Source organism: Synechococcus sp. L2F (assembly GCF_024345695.1).
GTDB lineage: Bacteria > Cyanobacteriota > Cyanobacteriia > PCC-6307 > Cyanobiaceae > MW101C3.
Genome location: NZ_JAGQBP010000002.1, coordinates 361,903 through 377,282 on the forward strand (window position 1 = coordinate 361,903; position 15,380 = coordinate 377,282).

Genomic DNA, 15,380 nt, shown 5'->3' on the forward strand with positions numbered 1-15,380 from the left:
CAGCCGTGCGAATCAAATCAGGACCTCCTGCAGTGGCCGTCGCAGTGAAGACGGCAGCTTGGGACCTCGGCCGAACCTGACGACAAGATCGGGCCGCCACCCTCCGAGAGCCAGATCATCAGCAAGCTGCGGGCGCAGCGTGGACACCTCTACGGGCTGATTGAGCATCGCAGTGCGAATACCCAAGGCTGCCGATTGCAGGGCAAAGCGCTCATAGCAACGCCCCACTTCCACCCACTGCTGCGGCGTTGGGGATTCCGAGGCGAAGATCGCGATACCGGCAGAACTGCGCACATGCTTGGCGTACGTGTCGTTTTCGCCTTTCGGTGAAAGCAGCAGGCTGAAAAGCAGGCGTCCCAGCCATGTCGGCACAGACGGGTGGCCAGACGATGCGGCGTAGAGTCCATCCCCCGTTCGAACCGCCTCACGGCCGTTGAATCGGACCCACTGCTTCAATTCAGCCACGAAGGCGGCATCATTCAACTGGATCGTGTTGCCTTGAACGACAGACTCCAGGAGCGTCTCCATGGCCTTGCGTTCGGTCAGGACAATCAGCTGAACGCCTGCGCCCGTACCGGCCTTCACCAACAGGTCCAGTTCATCGCGAGCAAGGGGTTGGCCGTCATACTCACCACGTGTGCTCTGGCGCTCGGGAATCGCCTGAAACAGTGTTGACGCGACGGGTGTTGTCGGCGTTAAGGCGAAGCGCAAGACAGTGCCCCCTGCCGCATCAAAGCCGGAGTGGCTCATCCACCCATGGGCCAAAGCCGCCTGGCTCAGGTTCTCGGCGGCACAGCCGAGGGAGACGAACAGATGGTGGTTCTCCGGGTCGACAGCAGGGCAGCGTCGTGAAAGATCCGGCTCAAGCGAGATGGCGCCATCGCGGAGGCGGAACTTCCAGCACTGCGTGTTATGGCTGGACGGCGCCAGAGTGGCGTAGCGCACAAGCTCATGCAGCAGAGAAGGCATGTCGCCGGACGCGGCCTTGCTGTGACGCCAGGCGCGATCCACTGAGGCTTCATAGCTGTCAGCACTGGGCTCCGGTGAGCATGAAGAGATGCCGGCACTGGCGGTGGCAGTGCCGGCTGCGGTGGCCAGTGCGGTGACCACAAATTCACGACGGGTCGTCATGATTCAACCTACTGCTCATGAAACCAGACGGTTCAGCTCAGAGGGCAAAAAGAGATCTGAGGCTTAGCCCGTCGCAATGAGAGATTGCTGGGATGACGGTCTACTGGAGCTGCACGGTCATCGCAGGCTTCAGCCGCGCCTGCGCCTGACGGAAGTGAGCAAGCGTGGCAGCCGGCGGATTCCGGTATCGGTCATGAGCCAGGGCAGAAATGGGGATGGAAATGGGGCGCATGGACCCCTGCGAAGGTGATGGTCAAGCATTCGCCAACGGCACAATCCTTCATCCTGCCAACCCAACGACAAGACAGAAAAGGGCGATGGCTCTCATCACCACGTGCAGACAGAGGTCCCTGCCAATCCCGTCCACCTGCATGATCGTTCGACCATAGGGTCAGTCGGGCCCTGGCTATCGATCCCTGTGAATGCTTCAGCAGCGGCTCGCTGCCTTCCACGACCAGCACGTTCCTTTAGAGTCAGGCATCGAAGGCTTCTCTATCAGGGCACACACTGCCATGGTCTCAGACAACCCAGCTGCCCTCACACAAACAGAGACGCCCCCGCCTAATCCCGATCGCTGGTGGACCCTGGCCGCCGTGGAATGCGGCAACTTCGTTGTTTATATGGATGGGTTCATCGTCACACTCGCCCTGCCGGCGATGGCGCGTGAGTTCGGCGTTGGCCTATCGGTTCTGAAATGGGTGATCGTCGCCTACATGCTTACCGTGACGGTCACCCTGCTGCCGGCCGGCCGCCTGGCCGACATCTGGGGACGCCGCCGCATCGTCGTGATCGGCATGGGCGTCCTCGTCGTGACGTCGGTCCTGTGTGCGCTGGCCCCCACGGTGGAAACCCTGATCGCCTTCCGCGTTCTCCAGGGTGTGGGCGGCGGCCTGGTGCTGGCCAACGTGATGGCCGAGATCACCGCCGTCTTCCCGAAGCAGGAGCGGCGCAAAGCCATGGCCGTCAATGCCTCGATCCTGGCGCTGGCTCAGGTCACGGGGCTGGTGCTCGGCGGCCTGCTGATCGGCCAGTTCGGCTGGCGCTCCCTCTTTCTGGTGATCCTCACGGTGAGCCTGGCCGGACTGATCCTCAGCCTCCGGATCCTCAAGGCCCGCCCCCGCAGCCTGGACCGCACCGCCATGGACTGGACGGGTGCCGTGCTGGCAGTCGTGGCCACCAGTGCTCCCTTCCTGGTGATTGAACAACTCTCCGAGGCTGGACTGAAACCAGCCAGCCTGGCGATCCTGCTGGGCGGCGTGGTGGCATTGGCCCTGTTCGTGCAGGTGGAGCGACGCCTGCCGAGACCGCTGCTGAATCTCGAACTGCTGCGACGGCGTGCCTTCACCTGTGGCTCGGTGGCCGCCGCCTTCTACTTCGTTGCCGCGGTGTCCTGCTATTTCCTGCTGCCGTTGTATGCGCAACTTGTTCTGGGACGCTCGCCCGTGATGGCGGGTGTGCTCATCGTGCCGCTCTCCTTGGTTCTCACGGCCACGAGCCTGACGGTCAGCAGCCAGGGCGATCGGATCGGTGCGCGAACCCTCAGCACAGCAGGAATGCTCTGCATCAGTGCAGGCCTGGTCGGACTGTCCTGGCTGGGTCCCGACGCCTCCACCGCCAGCATTGTCTGGCCGCTGGTGCTGCTGGGCATGGGCGGCGGGCTCTTCCATCCCCCCAACAACAGCGCCACGCTCAACACGGTTCCTGCCGAGCACCTCAGTGTGGCGAACGGCTTCCTGTCGATGGCTCGGAACTTCGGACAGGCGATCGGGGCGGCGCTGGCGGCATCACTGCTCGCCAGCGGCCTCGGCGCAGCAGGGGCAGAAGCAGCACTGGCGGGGGAGGTGGGTGCGCGGCTTGGCGGGTCCCAGCTGGAGGCCTTTCTGGGGGCGCAGCAGTTGGCGTTTCGTTTGGCGGCAGCACTCGGGCTGGTGGGAGCGGCGGTGTCCGTTGGCCGCGGAGCAGAGGTGCCGGTGGTATCGCGCGTGACGGAGAGGCCCATCGCCAGCCGTAGCGATGGGAAGGGGATCCGGTGATGGGGATGCAGAGCGCACTCTCCAGTTTCCGCACCACGCCTTCATGGCTGGGCTTGAATCTGTCCGTTTTCTTGCCAGAAAATCCAGCACCCCCTACCAATTGCCAGCGCTGAATAGCAGTTGCAACATCGCAAATCCCGCCAGACAGGTGGCGGCCAGTAGCGGAATGGTATGCAGCACGGTCGGAACATCCTGGTGCTTCGGTTTCGTCATGCTGCGACCGCTTGCGGGTCGCGCAATGGCCAGGTGCGGAGAAGCACAGACACACTCGTCCATGAAGTTGTGTGCCCGCCGCCAGCCTCTGCACGGCGATGGCGCCGCTCCATCCGGTTTCAGAATGAAGCAGCTGGGCGGCAGCGGCAGCAGAGTGGAGGCAGAAACCTGCTCGCGGAAAGGCTATGAATGCCACCCTGGAGAAAGCCACCACCACCCAGTGCGCCTGCCCCGGCTGCCACTGCAGCGTGAAGGCCGACACCCCCTTCCGCAACGGCGCCCTGCTGTTCTGCAGCGACGCCTGCGCCAGTGGCCACCCCAACGGTGAACCCTGCCACGCCGGCTGCGGCTGCGAGTGCCACGGCTGAGGCTCGGCGGAGGGCTAGAGCCCCTCGCTATCTGTTGAGGCGTAGGTGAGCACCGGCAGACCGGCGGGCGGGGCCACCAGCAGCCGCTGGCGATCCTGCGCCACCTGCTGCCGGAACGCCTGCCACTGGGGAGACGCGATCACCTGTTGGCTGATCGCCTTGGCCAGGCGCTGGCTCGCCAGCACATCACTGGGGTAATGCACGCCGCAGTAGGCACGGACATGGCCCCCCTGGCTGCCCACCAGCAGCAGCCGTTCCCGCCGTTCCGGCACGACATCGGCCAGCAGCAGGGCCGCCGTGGCAAACCAGGTGGCATGGCCACTGGGGAACGACCAACCCGATTCCAGCGGCAGGCAGGGCCTGAGATCCCGGTGGCTCAGAAAGGGGCGCGGCCGGGCAACGGCATTCTTGAGCTGATTCTTGAGGGTGTCGGCACGGCTGAGGAACGCAGGAAGGCCCTGGTAAAGCGTCGGTGAGGCGTCCTGCAGGTTGGTGCCGATGGCGGCATCAAACACGCTGAGATTGCGGTTGAGGAAGTGCCAGCTGAGTAACACTCCCTCTGCCGTGCGGGTGCGCTGGTTCCAGCGCAGGATCGCCAGATCGTCGCGTTCCGCCTGGCTGGCGGGAGCGGGCGGCTGGCCGATCACGGCACGAAAGGCGGCCGGATCCAGCTGCAGGCCTGCCGCCGGATCGCTCGGCTGGCCCGAAGACTGGGCGACGGACTCGGTGCTGGGCCTGGCCAGGGCATCACCGCTGAGCAGCACCAGGCAGGAGGGCAGCAACAGGCCCGACAGACAGAGTCCAAGGCGCATGAGCTTGATCCTCAGCTGCTCGCGGAAACCGACTGTAAAGAGTGGGAATAACGACCTATCACCATCTGAGGGGCCGCAGGATCTGCAGCCCCAGCCGGCCGATCAGGATGCGGGCAACTGCTGAAGGCTGATGGCTGCTGCTGCCGAGGAGCTGGGGGCGGAGGTGCTGGCCTTCTGGTTTGAAGCCGCGTCGCCCAGCCAGTGGTTCCTCAAGGATCCGGCCTTCGACCACCAGGTGCGGGAGCGGTTCATCGGCCTCACCCGCCAGGCGGTGGCCGGGGAGCTGGCGGCCTGGGGCCGGCAGCCGCACACCGGCCTGGCGCTGGTGCTGCTGCTCGATCAGTTTCCCCGCCAGATCTGGCGGGGCTCCGCCATGGCGTTCAGCGGCGATGGTGCGGCCCTGGCGCTCAGCCAGAGCGCGGTGGCGAACGGCTGGGTAGCGGCCGAAACCGACCAGGCCCGGCGGCAGTTCTGGTTGATGCCGCTGATGCATGCGGAAGACCTGGCCGTTCAAGAGGCGGCCGGCCCGTTGTTCGAGCAGTTCACCGATGCACGCACCGCCGCCTTTGCCCGCCGCCACCTTGAGGTGATCGCCCGTTTCGGCCGCTTCCCGCACCGCAACGACTCCCTCGCGCGAGTTTCCAGCAGCGAAGAACTCGCCTTCCTGCAGACCCCCGGCTCAGGGTTCTGAGGCGGCCAGGCCGTGGGGTCGCCGGCAGGCCGTGGGGTTGCCGGTAGGCAGTGGCGCGACACACCCCCGCCGATGGTTCACGCGGGATTGTTGCCGCTGATCTCTGTACAGGCTGGCGAAAGGAACTGATCAGCCTTCTTGCGCTCGGCTTGCAGTTCGAGTTTGCAGCGATACACGAGCGCCTCGTAGCCAGGATCGCGATGGGCCGGGATGTATGGGTTTGTCCCAGAAGGCGCAGGGGCGGCCGCAAGATCAAGGCCCGCAGTGCCTGTTTGCGGATTCTCCTGGGGTGGGGTCAGGGGTCCGCAACCCGGGTCGACGGATCCAAAGCCCTGGCCCGTGGCTGAAGCTGGGTGCTGGTCCACCGGAATCAGAGAGAACAAACAATGGCCAGGCAAGGCTGCAATCTGAAGCACCTTGAGATGAGCGCTAGTTTTACTCATTTGTAGATAATGGTCAAGCGCAGAATGAGCCAAGAGCTTCTCACTTCTCTCTAATAGTTCACTCATGCCTGCCTATCAATTTTTCCGTCCCTGATCATTCTGCTTTGCCCTCTCGATCACTCGCGCAGCCAATCCCAAGGCAGCAACTGAAGATCCGCTGAGCACCCATAGTGAGCTGAAAGGCTGAGGATCAGGCAGGACCAATGGGCCCCCTCCACAGCCCTGTCTGTGCCGCCTTCCCCTGCTCGCACCGCTCCGGGGCAGCTTCAGCTCACGAAGCGGCGGTACATCCAGCGCACGAAGGGGCCGATCACGGGCACCGGGGCGAAGGTGGGGCCCATGAAGTCGAAGTAGTCGCGGTGGTCGACGATCCTGCCCGCCTCATCCAGCAGCAGGCGGGTGGTGCCGGGATAGACGAACTCCACGCCCTTGATCCGCAGGCCCATCACCCACTCCACGAAGGCGGTCCGGTCGCTGACGACCACCGCTTCGGAGCGCAGCATCACGTCGTCGCAGCGCTTCATCAGCCCCTCCTGGGCGGCGAGGTAAGCATCGATGCCGGTGGCCTCCTGCGTGGGATCACTGAAGTGCACGTTCTCGGCATACACGGCACGCCACTGCTCCGGCGTGGGGGCCGGCTGTCCATAGGGTTTGGTGAACAGGGCCTGCAGCGAGGCGGCGGTAAGGGGCGGCACGGCGGGATCAGTCATGGGGCAACGGGTTGGTGGTACGGGCTGAGGCAGAGCATCGCAGCGCTGAGCGGGCGGCCCGGCGCGGAGATCAGTGGGCGGCCCGGCGGGCGCAGAGGGTGTCAAGGTCGGGGCGGCCGGTGAGGCGCAGCCGCCAAGCGGCCCAAAGCCGGTAGATGGCGTCGACGGCCGGGCCCAGCAGAGGCCAGGTGGTGGGGGCATAGATCCAGCCCAGACCCACCTGCAGGTAGGCCTCGCGGAACACCGCCACATCGCGCAGCACCGTGCCATCGGCGCTGAGGCCATGGATGCGGCCCATCGCGTCGCGGTAACTGATGCCGGCATAGGCAGCGGGGTCGTAGCCGGGGGCGTCGATATCGACGAACGCCAGCCGGCCCCGGCCGGCATCGCGGCGGCGCAGTAGCGCCACCTCGCGCAGGCAGAGCGGGCAGGCTCCGTCGTACAGAAGCGTGAGAGCGGTGGCCGTCATGGACTGAGGCTAAGAAAATCGGTGCAGGGGCCGGGGGCGAGACCTTGCGTTGGGGCCCGTGCGCGGCAGCCTGCCGCTGCCAACCACCAGGGGAGTCCGCCCTAACGTCGAAGCCGGCACCAGCGCCCGCCACCATTCGCCGTCGCCCCCGCCGCTGCCTCGGAGTCCCATGGCCCGCCGATGATCGACACGCCCGGGCCGGCCGCCAGCGACGTCGAGGATCTCGCGCCTGCCCTGCTGGATCTGCCGCCGCGGCGCTGGATCCGCAGCCCCGCCCTGCTCTCGATCGTGGTGGGGGTGATCCTGACCCTGGCCCTGGTGTTCGCCGCCACCCCCTACCGCGGTAGCGCCGTGGGCGCCTTCCTGCTGGAGCGGGGCGTGACCCAGCCGATCACGCTGGCGATCGCGATCACGGTGGTGGATTACTGCCTGCGGCGCCTGATCGTGTGCCGCCGGGAGCGGCGCCAGGTGGGCCGCGACTGGGTGCCCCGCGGGCTGGTGGATCTGCGCCCGGCCGATTCCGATGTGCGCACGATGTTGATCCTGCTGGGCCAGCGCCGCAGCCTGATCGCCAATCGCCTCTGCCGGCTGCTGCGCTGCTTCCAGGATTCCCGCTCCCGCGGGGCCACCCGCGAGCTGCATCAGGACGACATCGCCCTCACCCAGGCCGACATCGAAGACGGCTACGGCGTGACCCGCACGATGATCTGGGTGTTGCCGATGCTCGGATTCCTCGGCACGGTGCTGGGCATCTCGATCTCGATCGGTGGTTTTTCCGGTCTGCTGGCCAATGTGGAGGATCTCGACAAGGTGAAGTCGAGCCTCACGGCGGTGACCGGCGGGCTCTCCACCGCCTTCGACACCACCTTGCTGGGCATCATCACGGCAGTGCTGTGCATGGTGCTGATGAGCATCAGCGAACGGAGCGAATACCAGCTGGCCGGTGAAATCGAAACAGCCCTCAACGACGGATTCTTCCCCCGCCTGAGCCGTGATGAGACCAGCCCGGCGCCGTAGGCACGCGTCGATCGATCTGATCGGCTTCCTCGACATCCTCAGCGCCGTGATGGTGATCGTGCTGCTGGTGATCTCCGTGCTGGCGCTCTCGCTCGGGGTGGACCGCGGCCGCACGGCCCGGGTCGAGCCCCGCAGCAAGCCCACCGCGAAACCGGCGGCGGCAGCGAAACCGATCGCGGATCCGTGGATGCAGGTGCCCACCGCCGCGTCGTCCCCGCTGGTGGCGCTCAACAGCGCCGATGGGGTGCCGATCACCGGCTCCACCACCTTCCTGCTCTGCCGCGACGGCCAGGTGGAACGGCACGATCCGATCAACGGCAGCATCACCGCCCGCTGGGATCTGGACCTGGTGCCGCCGGAGCTGATCGCCGAGGCGGTGCGCACTGATTACATCTATCTCGCCGTCGCCGGCAGTTGTTTCGCAGCGGTGCAACCGCTGGTGGGCGCCCTGCGCAGCACCGGGGCGCAGCTGGGCTACGAGCCGATCGGCGAGGGAGCGCGCACGCCATGGCGGTGAGACGCAGCGGCCGTCAGGGGCACACCGAGCTGTCGTTCGACAGCCTGATCGACGTGTTCATGAACGTGCTGGGGGTACTGATGCTCACGGCCGTGGTGATGGCGCTGTCAGTGCGAGGCGGGCCCTCGTCAGCGCCTGAGCAACGGGAGCCGGCAGCGGCCGCGCCCGCCCCGCCGCTGCCAACACCGCTGCCGCAGACAAGCCAACCGCCCCGCCGCCCGCCAGTGCAGTTGCGGCTGCCGCAGGTGCGGGACGTAGGCACCGAGCCGCTGTTCGTGTTCGTGAGCGCCGATGGGCTGCGCCCCCTGGGGCTGGGTGGTGAAGGCCTGCTGCAGCGCTATTTCTTCGTGACAGCGGAGCAGGGCCAGCTGGTGCTGGATCCCCGGCCCGCCGCGGTGATGAGCGCCGGTGCCTTCCGCGACTGGATCCGCACCTACAGCACCAGCCGCCATCACATCGTGGCGGTGGTGAGCCCGGATGGCGCCGAGCGCTACTGGGAGGTGCGGGAGGCGGCGCGGGCGGCCGGGTTCCGCTCCGGCTGGCTGGAGCATCTGGGCGGCCCACTGCGTGTGGGCGAGGGCGGCCGGAAGGGCGAAAGCGTGCAGTGAGGCCAGAGGGCGAAGGCGTCCAGCGGCCAGAAGGGCTGGGTTGCACAGCAAGGCCTGAATGGAGCCACGCTTAACAGAACGTCACACTAGAGTGGCTAAAAGGATGTACCCATGGACGCACTGTTTGCCTTCTTCTACTTCGCCTGTTTCGCGGCCATCGCTGGCGGCGCCTTTGCGTTGATGCGCCAGAACCTCCGCCAGACCGACTGGCGCGCCGCTCCCTCAGCCCCCCGCCCCCATCCCGAAGCCCCGGAACCAGGCGATTCGGTGATGTACGTCGACCTCAGCCGCGAACGGCTCGAGAGCCTCTACAACCAGGCCAGCTGAACGTGCCAGCTGAGCGGGGCCCCAACCGCGCCATCGACAGCATCGAAGCTGAAACCATCAACCGGCTCCGGCCGGTTTTTTGATGGCGCATGACCCTGCAGTGAGCTCAACCCTGCAGGGCCCGGATCAGCCCTGATACGTGGTGATCGTGGAGGTCACCTGCAGAGGTTGTTCGGCCTGGCTGTCCACCTGAAAGGCCATCCAGGTGGTGTCGACGGAGCGCTGGCGCTCGATCAGCGGGAAATCCACGCGGCGCCGCTCGTAGGTGAGGCCAACGCAGCGCAGGCTTTCCTCATCGGCCATCAACGACCACAGCACCTTGATGCCGGCGCGGTCGTAGGCGAAGGGGGTGTCGCTGAAGCGCAGCTCGGGGGTGAACCCGGGCAGGCAGCGCACCTGTTCATTGGTGGCGCAGGAGAGGTAACGGCCGTCGTCGGTGGGGAAGAACCAGCAGGTTTCGTTGGCTGCAGCGGCGAGCGGGAAACTGTCGAGCAGCCGCAGCTGGCGGGGTTCCGCCTGCGGCGAGGCGTTTTCACTCTCGAGGTCGTAGACGCTGAGCCAGAGACGCTCCGCCGCGAAGCGGGGAATGGTGGCGTTACAGAGCAACCGCCGAGCCGGCGAGCTTTCGGCGGAAGCGTCTGGCAAGGCTTCGAACGGGTCGTCGCCGGCGGCGTTGGCCCGGCCGGCACTCACCAGCTCATCGAGGGAACCGTCCCAGCCGGGGGGGCAGCGAAAAATCCTGAGCGACTGGGCCTCCGTGATCGCCTCGTGCTGCTGGGTCAGCAGCTCTGACCACTGGGGCGGCCCGCTGGAGGCGCAGGTGGCGCTGCCGTGAAGAACGAAGCAGAGGGCGTGGGCCATGGCAGGGAGAAGGGGGCGTGGGCGACCGGATCAGGCAGGGCTCAGCTCCCAATAGCAAAGCCCACGGCAGGTGGACCGCCCGAGGCGATCGACCTGCCGTGGGCAGTGGGTGGGCCTGGGTTCAGCCGAGGCCGATCTGGGAGAGGATGCCCTGGCCGGTGAGCAGCTCGGTGCCGAGGCCGATCACGAAGCCGAGCATCGCCAGACGGCCATTCCAGGTTTCGGCGAAGGCAACGAAACCGAAGCGGGAAGGGGTGGTGCTGTTGGTCATGGGGTGGGTAGCGAGGTGCTTCGCAAAGCGTAACAGAAATCTTTGAACTTCGTTACGAAGCCGCCGCCATCAGTAGGTGGCCCGCTCGGTGTCGTAGGCGGTGAAGCCGCAGGCCTTGGCGGCCAGGCGGTAGTGGGCCATGAACTGGTCCCAGCGGAAGCTGCGCGGGTCGTAGCGGGAGTGGCTGCGATCGACGGCGGCGTGGGTGGTGAGGCGGCTAAGCGGGATGCCGAAACGCGCCTGCCACAGCAGCACCTGGGCGGCGGCGGAGCGGTACTGGGCGTCGGTGTAGCCGGAGTGGCCGGGGGTGTCGCCACGGCCGTCGGCGGGTGACACCAGGGCGAGGTGCAGCGCCACGTTGTTGACCGAGCCCACTGAGGTAGGCCGGATCCGCACCGTGAAATCCCCGAAGGCCGACATGCCGGCGCCATAGGCGCGGTTGGCATCGGGAACGATGCGCAGCCGATCGCCGGCGGGGTTGATCACCAGGTGGTAGCTGACCTGGTCGTTGTCGTTGGGGTGCGGGGTGCGGAACAGGGCCAGGGTCTGCGCTTCATCGATCACGGTTTCGTGCAGCACGATCAGGGCCGGCCCGGCCGGCACCGCACGACCGAAGGCATCAGCGGGCTGGCGTTCGCCGAAGTTGGTGGGATCGGCGGGCTGGTTGCGTTCCGGCGCCAGGCCGATGGCGGCGGCGCAGCGGGCCAGCTCGGGCTCGGAGCGCCGCGGCAGGCCCGGATCCGCGAGGGTCTGCACCTCCCAGCTGGGGCGGGGGCCATCGGATCGGGGCGCCTCGGGCCCTTGCCCCTGGCAGCCGCTGAGCAGGGCCGCTGCGGCCAGAGCCGCCAGCCAGGGTGCCCGGGTGGAGGAGAACCGAACCCTTGGATGTTCCATGGCGGCCATCCTCAGAGCTCGCCGGCCAGAGATCACACCAACGTGTCGATGCTGCAGCACCAAAGGCTGCAATCAGACCTGAACAAAGGAAATGCCGCCCGAGACATTTCAGGCATGGGCGCCAGAAATGGTTCGAACGGCAGGGGTGGCAGCAAACCAGCGCAGGGGTGGCAGCAAACCGGTGCAGATCTAGACGAAGGAAAAACGCGCGGCTAGAAGCAACGCATGGGCCAGCGCTAGAACCAGATCCGCAAGGAGCGACAGGGGCGGCGACGGAATCAGGGGCGTTGTGCCACCCCCTTGGAGCTCATTCGTCGGCTTCTTCGCCACCCACGGGCACGAGGCGGATCTGCTTCTTGCCGAGCTTGATTTCGAACTCATCGCCGGGCTGCAGACCGAGGATGGCGGTGTAGGCCTTGCCGATCAGCAGGTTGCCATTGAACTGGACCTTGGTGACGTAGCTGAGCTTGCGCCCGCCCTGACCAACGCCATTGCTGCTGGCGGAACCGAGGCTGACGCCCTTGGCTTCCAGCAGGGCTTCGTAGAAGGCCGTGAAGTTGAGACGCTCGCTGCCGTCCTTTTTGGTGCTGACGTACCCAGCGGCACGCACAAGCTCGGATTTACCGACATCACCAAGCTCCTTGACTTTCGCCAGGAGATCAGATCCGGTGAGCATGGGGTTGTTGTGTAAGACAAGGTCAATATAGCCACACGAGGCAATCGCTTGCCAGAGGGTTCCTTTCAGCCAGCCCAATCCGACCGCTCTCCCCTGCTTCCTAAGATCGGACCTGTTGGAAGTTGCCCAGTGAGCGCCGATCCCCACACTCCAGCGTTGCAGTTGGTGTATGACGGCGGCTGCCCTTTCTGCCGCCATTTCGCCAGCACAAGTGAGCTGCGCGGAGGAGTGCCCCGGCTCACGATCATTGACGGCCGCGCCGATGCGGAGCTGCGACATGCACTCCAGCAACAGGGATTCAACCTGGCAACCGGTGCCGTGTTGATGGAGGGAGAGCGGATCTGGCACGGCGCTGACGCGGTGGCAAAACTGTGCAGTGAACTGGAGCCCAGTGACGGCTTGTTAAGGCTGTTGCAGGTGATCTTCGGCAACCCGGATCGCACCCGTCTGCTCTATCCCGCGCTGCTGCTCGCTCGCCGCCTGGCGCTAGCTGCCAAGGGGCTGCCGGTGGATCCCGGCTGAAGGGCCGAAAGCGGCAGATGGCTTACGCTGCAGGGCAAGTGGCCGGAACGCTCTTGAGCTATCTGCGCGAGATCATGGGGCGGCTCAAAGAACGGGCCGAGGCTGATCGCCGCAGCCAGGCGGCACCGGCTGAGCCCCTGGCGGCTGGTTCCACAGGCGGCAAGGTGCCGGCGCTGAGTGGGGCCGTCGAGCAACACATCGCCAGCTACCGCCAGCATCTGAACGCCTGCAGCGACGCCATGCTGCTGTATGAATGGGCCTGGATCGACGACCATCTCTCCAGCCTGCGGCTGTCGTCTGGGCATGAACCGATGCGCCAGGCGTTGGGCGGCAGCACAGCGGTGGATCAGTTGCTGCAGGAAACCAACGCCTTTCGCCAGGCGCTGCGCGAGGTGATGCAGGCGCGTGATCTGGAGCCCAGCAACCGCACGGCGCCGATCGAACCGATGGAGCATGCCTGGGAAGTCAGTCATCCTGTGATACGGGAGGCCTGGGGGATCGAACCCCACAGCTGAGGCCTGAAAGTTGCCCGCTGGCGGGCTACAGCATGCGCCTTCCTGCCGCACGCCATCGCACCGCACCATGGCCCGCTCTCGCCCACGCTCCCGCCCCCAAGCCAGGCCCCGGCAGCTGAAGCCGATCCACCTGCAGCGGGAAGAGGGGGTGTACCGCACCGACGAGATCGATCAGATCTTCTCGTTATGGCGCGAGCCCTACCGGCTGATGCTCTCGTGCCCATGGTGGGGCTTCCTGCTGCTGATCGCGGCCGGGTATCTGGCGATCAATCTGCTGTTCGCCGGCCTGTATCTGCTGGATCCGGCCGGCATCGGCGGCGTGCCGGAAGGGTCGGTGGCGGGCTTCAGCGAGGCCTTTTTCTTCAGCGTGCAGACGCTCGGAACGATCGGGTATGGGGTGCTGCACCCCCGCTCGCTGACGGTGCATCTGCTGGTGACGTTGCAGGCGCTGGTGAGCCTGATCTTCACGGCGGTGACCACCGGGCTGGTGTTCGCCCGCTTTTCACGCAGCAAGGCGGAGATCCTGTTCAGCGAGATCGCCACGGTGCAGCCGTGGAACGGGGTGCCGTGCCTCACCTTCCGCATGGCGAACGTGCACCACAACAGCCTGGTGGAGGCGCACCTGAACGTGTTCCTCGGCATGGACGAGTACAGCACGGAGGGGCAGCGCATGCGCCGCGTGCACACGCTCAAGCTGGTGCGCAACCATGCCTTTCACTTCCGGCTGATGTGGACGGTGATGCACCTGATCGACGAGCACAGCCCGCTGGCGGGGCTGGAGGTCGAGCAGCTGAAGGCCCGCCACGGCGAAATCCTGGTGTCGTTCCACGGCATCGACGAAACGGTGCGCAGCCCGGTGTTCGCACGCATGTCTTATCCCGCGTCGCAGCTGCGGCCCGATGAGACCTTCGAAGACATCGTGCTCGACCAGGGCGACGGCGACCGCTTTCTCGACTTCAGCCGCTTCAACCTCACCCGCCAGCGCCCACCCGCCGCTCCAGCCCCATGAGCAGCGCCGGCCCCACCCATCTGGTGTTCGTGTACGGCACGCTCAAGCGCGGCCAGGCCAACCACCACTGGCTGGTGGGCGCCGAAGCGCTGGGCCGCACCCGACTGCAGGGGATGGCAATGCACAACCTGGGCCCCTACCCGATGGCCGTGCCGGTGCCCGCGCCTGCAACCGACTCGCCCACCACACTCCCGCCGCTGCTGCACGGCGAGCTCTACCGCGTGGACGCCGCCGGCCTGGCGCGGCTCGATCTACTGGAAGACGTGCCGAACGAATACCAACGGCTGCGCCGCCCGCTGGTGAACGGCCAGGAGGTGTGGGTGTACGCCGGCGAACCCGAGCAGGCCGCCCACTTACCGCCGGTGCCCTTCGGCGATTGGGGCACCACACCGGTGTTCTTTCCGCGTGAGGCCGATGGCGCCAACCCCGAGGCGGTGCCCGCTCAACGCGATGACGGCCAGTGGGGGGTGGTGGTGCACCTGGGGCCGGAGGAGTTGGAGGGGGTAGGGGAAGCGTTGGTGGTGGTGACGGGGGTGTTTGGGGAGAGGTTTTGGGTGGTGGGTGGAGTGTGACGGAGCCAAGGGCCCGCTCAGTCGAACGGGGTATAGTCGGCGTATAGCCGCCTCGAGATCATGGAGACGCGCGTGCAGAAATGGGGCAACAGCCTGGGGGTGCGGATTCCGCGTAGCCTCGCCGAAGAGATCGGCTTGGCGCCCGGCACGCCAGTGAGCCTCTGCGCCAAGGATGGAGAGCTCGTTGTGAAGCCTGCGCTTCCTCGCCGCCTAGACCTTGATGATCTGCTTGCAGAGGTGACACCAGCCAACATCCATTCCTGCATGGATACCGGGGTGCACGTGGGGCTGGAGGCGTTCTAATGCCGGCCGCCTATGTGCCAGGCCGTGGTGATCTGGTGTGGCTGGAGTTCACGCCTCAATCAGGCAATGAGCAGGCGGGCAGACGGCCAGCGCTGGTTGTTTCTCCCAAGAGCTACAACCAAAAGGTTGGCCTAGCCCTTTTCTGCCCCATCACGTCGCGCATCAAGGGATACCCCTTTGAAGTGCTCTTGCCAGAAGGAACGGGGGTGAGCGGCGTGGTTCTGTCCGATCAGCTCAAAAGCCTGGATTGGCGCACGAGGAAGGCAACGCTGATTGGGCGTGCGTCGGCTGAGGTGGTGGCGATGGTGACGGCGAGATTGTTGGCTCTTGTGGATCCTGATGCTGCCTGAGGTGGCCAATCACACCGGCCACTGACGAGGGGCGGATTTCGGCGCTGAAAGCTTGGAGAGGTGGATGC

At 66.1% G+C, this 15,380-nt stretch carries 21 protein-coding genes; 13 read left to right on the forward strand and 8 right to left on the reverse strand.

The window, feature by feature from the left end:
* Positions 1 to 12: 12 nt before the first annotated feature.
* The gene (locus KBZ19_RS06715; protein WP_255100335.1) at positions 13 to 1,131 is read right to left on the reverse strand and encodes an Acg family FMN-binding oxidoreductase; all 1,119 of its coding nucleotides are present in this window, start codon (positions 1,129 to 1,131) and stop codon (positions 13 to 15) included.
* Between the two features lie 512 nt (positions 1,132 to 1,643).
* Between KBZ19_RS06715 and KBZ19_RS06720 the strand changes: the two genes are divergently transcribed.
* Both KBZ19_RS06720 and KBZ19_RS06725 read left to right on the forward strand, forming a co-directional pair.
* On the forward strand, positions 1,644 to 3,164 hold the full coding sequence (locus KBZ19_RS06720; RefSeq protein ID WP_255100336.1) for an MFS transporter: 1,521 nt from the start codon (positions 1,644 to 1,646) through the stop codon (positions 3,162 to 3,164).
* Positions 3,165 to 3,562: 398 nt separating this feature from the next.
* Positions 3,563 to 3,745, forward strand: a complete 183-nt coding sequence (locus KBZ19_RS06725; RefSeq protein WP_094511483.1) for a conjugal transfer protein TrbI — start codon at positions 3,563 to 3,565, stop codon at positions 3,743 to 3,745.
* A gap of 14 nt (positions 3,746 to 3,759) precedes the next feature.
* Here the strand turns inward: KBZ19_RS06725 and KBZ19_RS06730 are convergent, their stop codons facing one another.
* Positions 3,760 to 4,557, reverse strand: a complete 798-nt coding sequence (locus KBZ19_RS06730; protein ID WP_255100337.1) for a phosphatase PAP2 family protein — start codon at positions 4,555 to 4,557, stop codon at positions 3,760 to 3,762.
* A gap of 130 nt (positions 4,558 to 4,687) precedes the next feature.
* On the opposite strand from KBZ19_RS06730, the gene KBZ19_RS06735 reads away from it, so the two are divergent.
* On the forward strand, positions 4,688 to 5,248 hold the full coding sequence (locus KBZ19_RS06735; protein ID WP_094511477.1) for a DUF924 family protein: 561 nt from the start codon (positions 4,688 to 4,690) through the stop codon (positions 5,246 to 5,248).
* A gap of 709 nt (positions 5,249 to 5,957) precedes the next feature.
* Here the strand turns inward: KBZ19_RS06735 and KBZ19_RS06740 are convergent.
* Positions 5,958 to 6,401, reverse strand: a complete 444-nt coding sequence (locus KBZ19_RS06740) for a nuclear transport factor 2 family protein (protein WP_255100338.1) — start codon at positions 6,399 to 6,401, stop codon at positions 5,958 to 5,960.
* A gap of 70 nt (positions 6,402 to 6,471) precedes the next feature.
* Positions 6,472 to 6,870 carry a thiol-disulfide oxidoreductase DCC family protein gene (locus KBZ19_RS06745; RefSeq protein WP_255100339.1) on the reverse strand — a complete coding sequence of 133 codons (399 nt, stop codon included), beginning with the start codon at positions 6,868 to 6,870 and terminating at the stop codon, positions 6,472 to 6,474.
* 180 nt (positions 6,871 to 7,050) lie between these two features.
* Between KBZ19_RS06745 and KBZ19_RS06750 the strand changes: the two genes are divergently transcribed.
* The 4 genes from KBZ19_RS06750 (at position 7,051) to KBZ19_RS06765 (ending at position 9,339) form a co-directional block, all read left to right on the forward strand.
* Positions 7,051 to 7,887: a MotA/TolQ/ExbB proton channel family protein gene (locus KBZ19_RS06750; RefSeq protein WP_255100340.1), complete on the forward strand. Its 837-nt coding sequence runs from the start codon at positions 7,051 to 7,053 to the stop codon at positions 7,885 to 7,887.
* Entirely contained in the window at positions 7,865 to 8,404 is a 540-nt protein-coding gene (locus tag KBZ19_RS06755) for a hypothetical protein (protein WP_255100341.1), read from the forward strand. Before KBZ19_RS06750 ends, KBZ19_RS06755 begins: the two co-directional genes overlap by 23 nt.
* Positions 8,395 to 9,012, forward strand: a complete 618-nt coding sequence (locus KBZ19_RS06760; RefSeq protein WP_255100342.1) for a hypothetical protein — start codon at positions 8,395 to 8,397, stop codon at positions 9,010 to 9,012. The genes KBZ19_RS06755 and KBZ19_RS06760 overlap by 10 nt, the downstream gene beginning before the upstream one ends.
* 111 nt (positions 9,013 to 9,123) lie before the next feature.
* Entirely contained in the window at positions 9,124 to 9,339 is a 216-nt protein-coding gene (locus KBZ19_RS06765) for a hypothetical protein (protein ID WP_094511461.1), read from the forward strand.
* 126 nt (positions 9,340 to 9,465) lie between these two features.
* Here KBZ19_RS06765 and KBZ19_RS06770 read toward each other — a convergent pair whose 3' ends face one another.
* The 4 genes from KBZ19_RS06770 to KBZ19_RS06785 form a co-directional block, all read right to left on the reverse strand.
* The gene (locus KBZ19_RS06770) at positions 9,466 to 10,200 is read right to left on the reverse strand and encodes a hypothetical protein (protein ID WP_255100343.1); all 735 of its coding nucleotides are present in this window, start codon (positions 10,198 to 10,200) and stop codon (positions 9,466 to 9,468) included.
* 121 nt (positions 10,201 to 10,321) lie between these two features.
* The gene (locus KBZ19_RS06775; RefSeq protein WP_094511454.1) at positions 10,322 to 10,471 is read right to left on the reverse strand and encodes a chlorophyll a/b-binding protein; all 150 of its coding nucleotides are present in this window, start codon (positions 10,469 to 10,471) and stop codon (positions 10,322 to 10,324) included.
* A gap of 69 nt (positions 10,472 to 10,540) precedes the next feature.
* Positions 10,541 to 11,365, reverse strand: a complete 825-nt coding sequence (locus tag KBZ19_RS06780) for a peptidoglycan recognition family protein (protein WP_233132879.1) — start codon at positions 11,363 to 11,365, stop codon at positions 10,541 to 10,543.
* 307 nt (positions 11,366 to 11,672) lie between these two features.
* Positions 11,673 to 12,041 carry an AbrB family transcriptional regulator gene (locus tag KBZ19_RS06785; protein WP_094511449.1) on the reverse strand — a complete coding sequence of 123 codons (369 nt, stop codon included), beginning with the start codon at positions 12,039 to 12,041 and terminating at the stop codon, positions 11,673 to 11,675.
* A gap of 165 nt (positions 12,042 to 12,206) precedes the next feature.
* On the opposite strand from KBZ19_RS06785, the gene KBZ19_RS06790 reads away from it, so the two are divergent.
* From KBZ19_RS06790 to mazF, 6 genes are all read left to right on the forward strand, one after another.
* Entirely contained in the window at positions 12,207 to 12,563 is a 357-nt protein-coding gene (locus KBZ19_RS06790) for a DCC1-like thiol-disulfide oxidoreductase family protein (RefSeq protein WP_315856340.1), read from the forward strand.
* Positions 12,564 to 12,580: 17 nt separating this feature from the next.
* Positions 12,581 to 13,078, forward strand: coding sequence for a hypothetical protein (locus KBZ19_RS06795; RefSeq protein WP_255100345.1), 498 nt, complete (start codon positions 12,581 to 12,583; stop codon positions 13,076 to 13,078).
* 67 nt (positions 13,079 to 13,145) lie between these two features.
* Positions 13,146 to 14,087, forward strand: coding sequence for an ion channel (locus KBZ19_RS06800; RefSeq protein ID WP_255100346.1), 942 nt, complete (start codon positions 13,146 to 13,148; stop codon positions 14,085 to 14,087).
* Positions 14,084 to 14,659, forward strand: coding sequence for a gamma-glutamylcyclotransferase (locus tag KBZ19_RS06805; protein ID WP_255100347.1), 576 nt, complete (start codon positions 14,084 to 14,086; stop codon positions 14,657 to 14,659). The genes KBZ19_RS06800 and KBZ19_RS06805 overlap by 4 nt, the downstream gene beginning before the upstream one ends.
* Positions 14,660 to 14,719: 60 nt before the next feature.
* Positions 14,720 to 14,962: an AbrB/MazE/SpoVT family DNA-binding domain-containing protein gene (locus KBZ19_RS06810; RefSeq protein WP_255100348.1), complete on the forward strand. Its 243-nt coding sequence runs from the start codon at positions 14,720 to 14,722 to the stop codon at positions 14,960 to 14,962.
* Positions 14,962 to 15,312, forward strand: coding sequence for an endoribonuclease MazF (gene mazF / locus KBZ19_RS06815; RefSeq protein ID WP_255100349.1), 351 nt, complete (start codon positions 14,962 to 14,964; stop codon positions 15,310 to 15,312). Before KBZ19_RS06810 ends, mazF begins: the two co-directional genes overlap by 1 nt.
* Positions 15,313 to 15,380 lie beyond the last annotated feature (68 nt).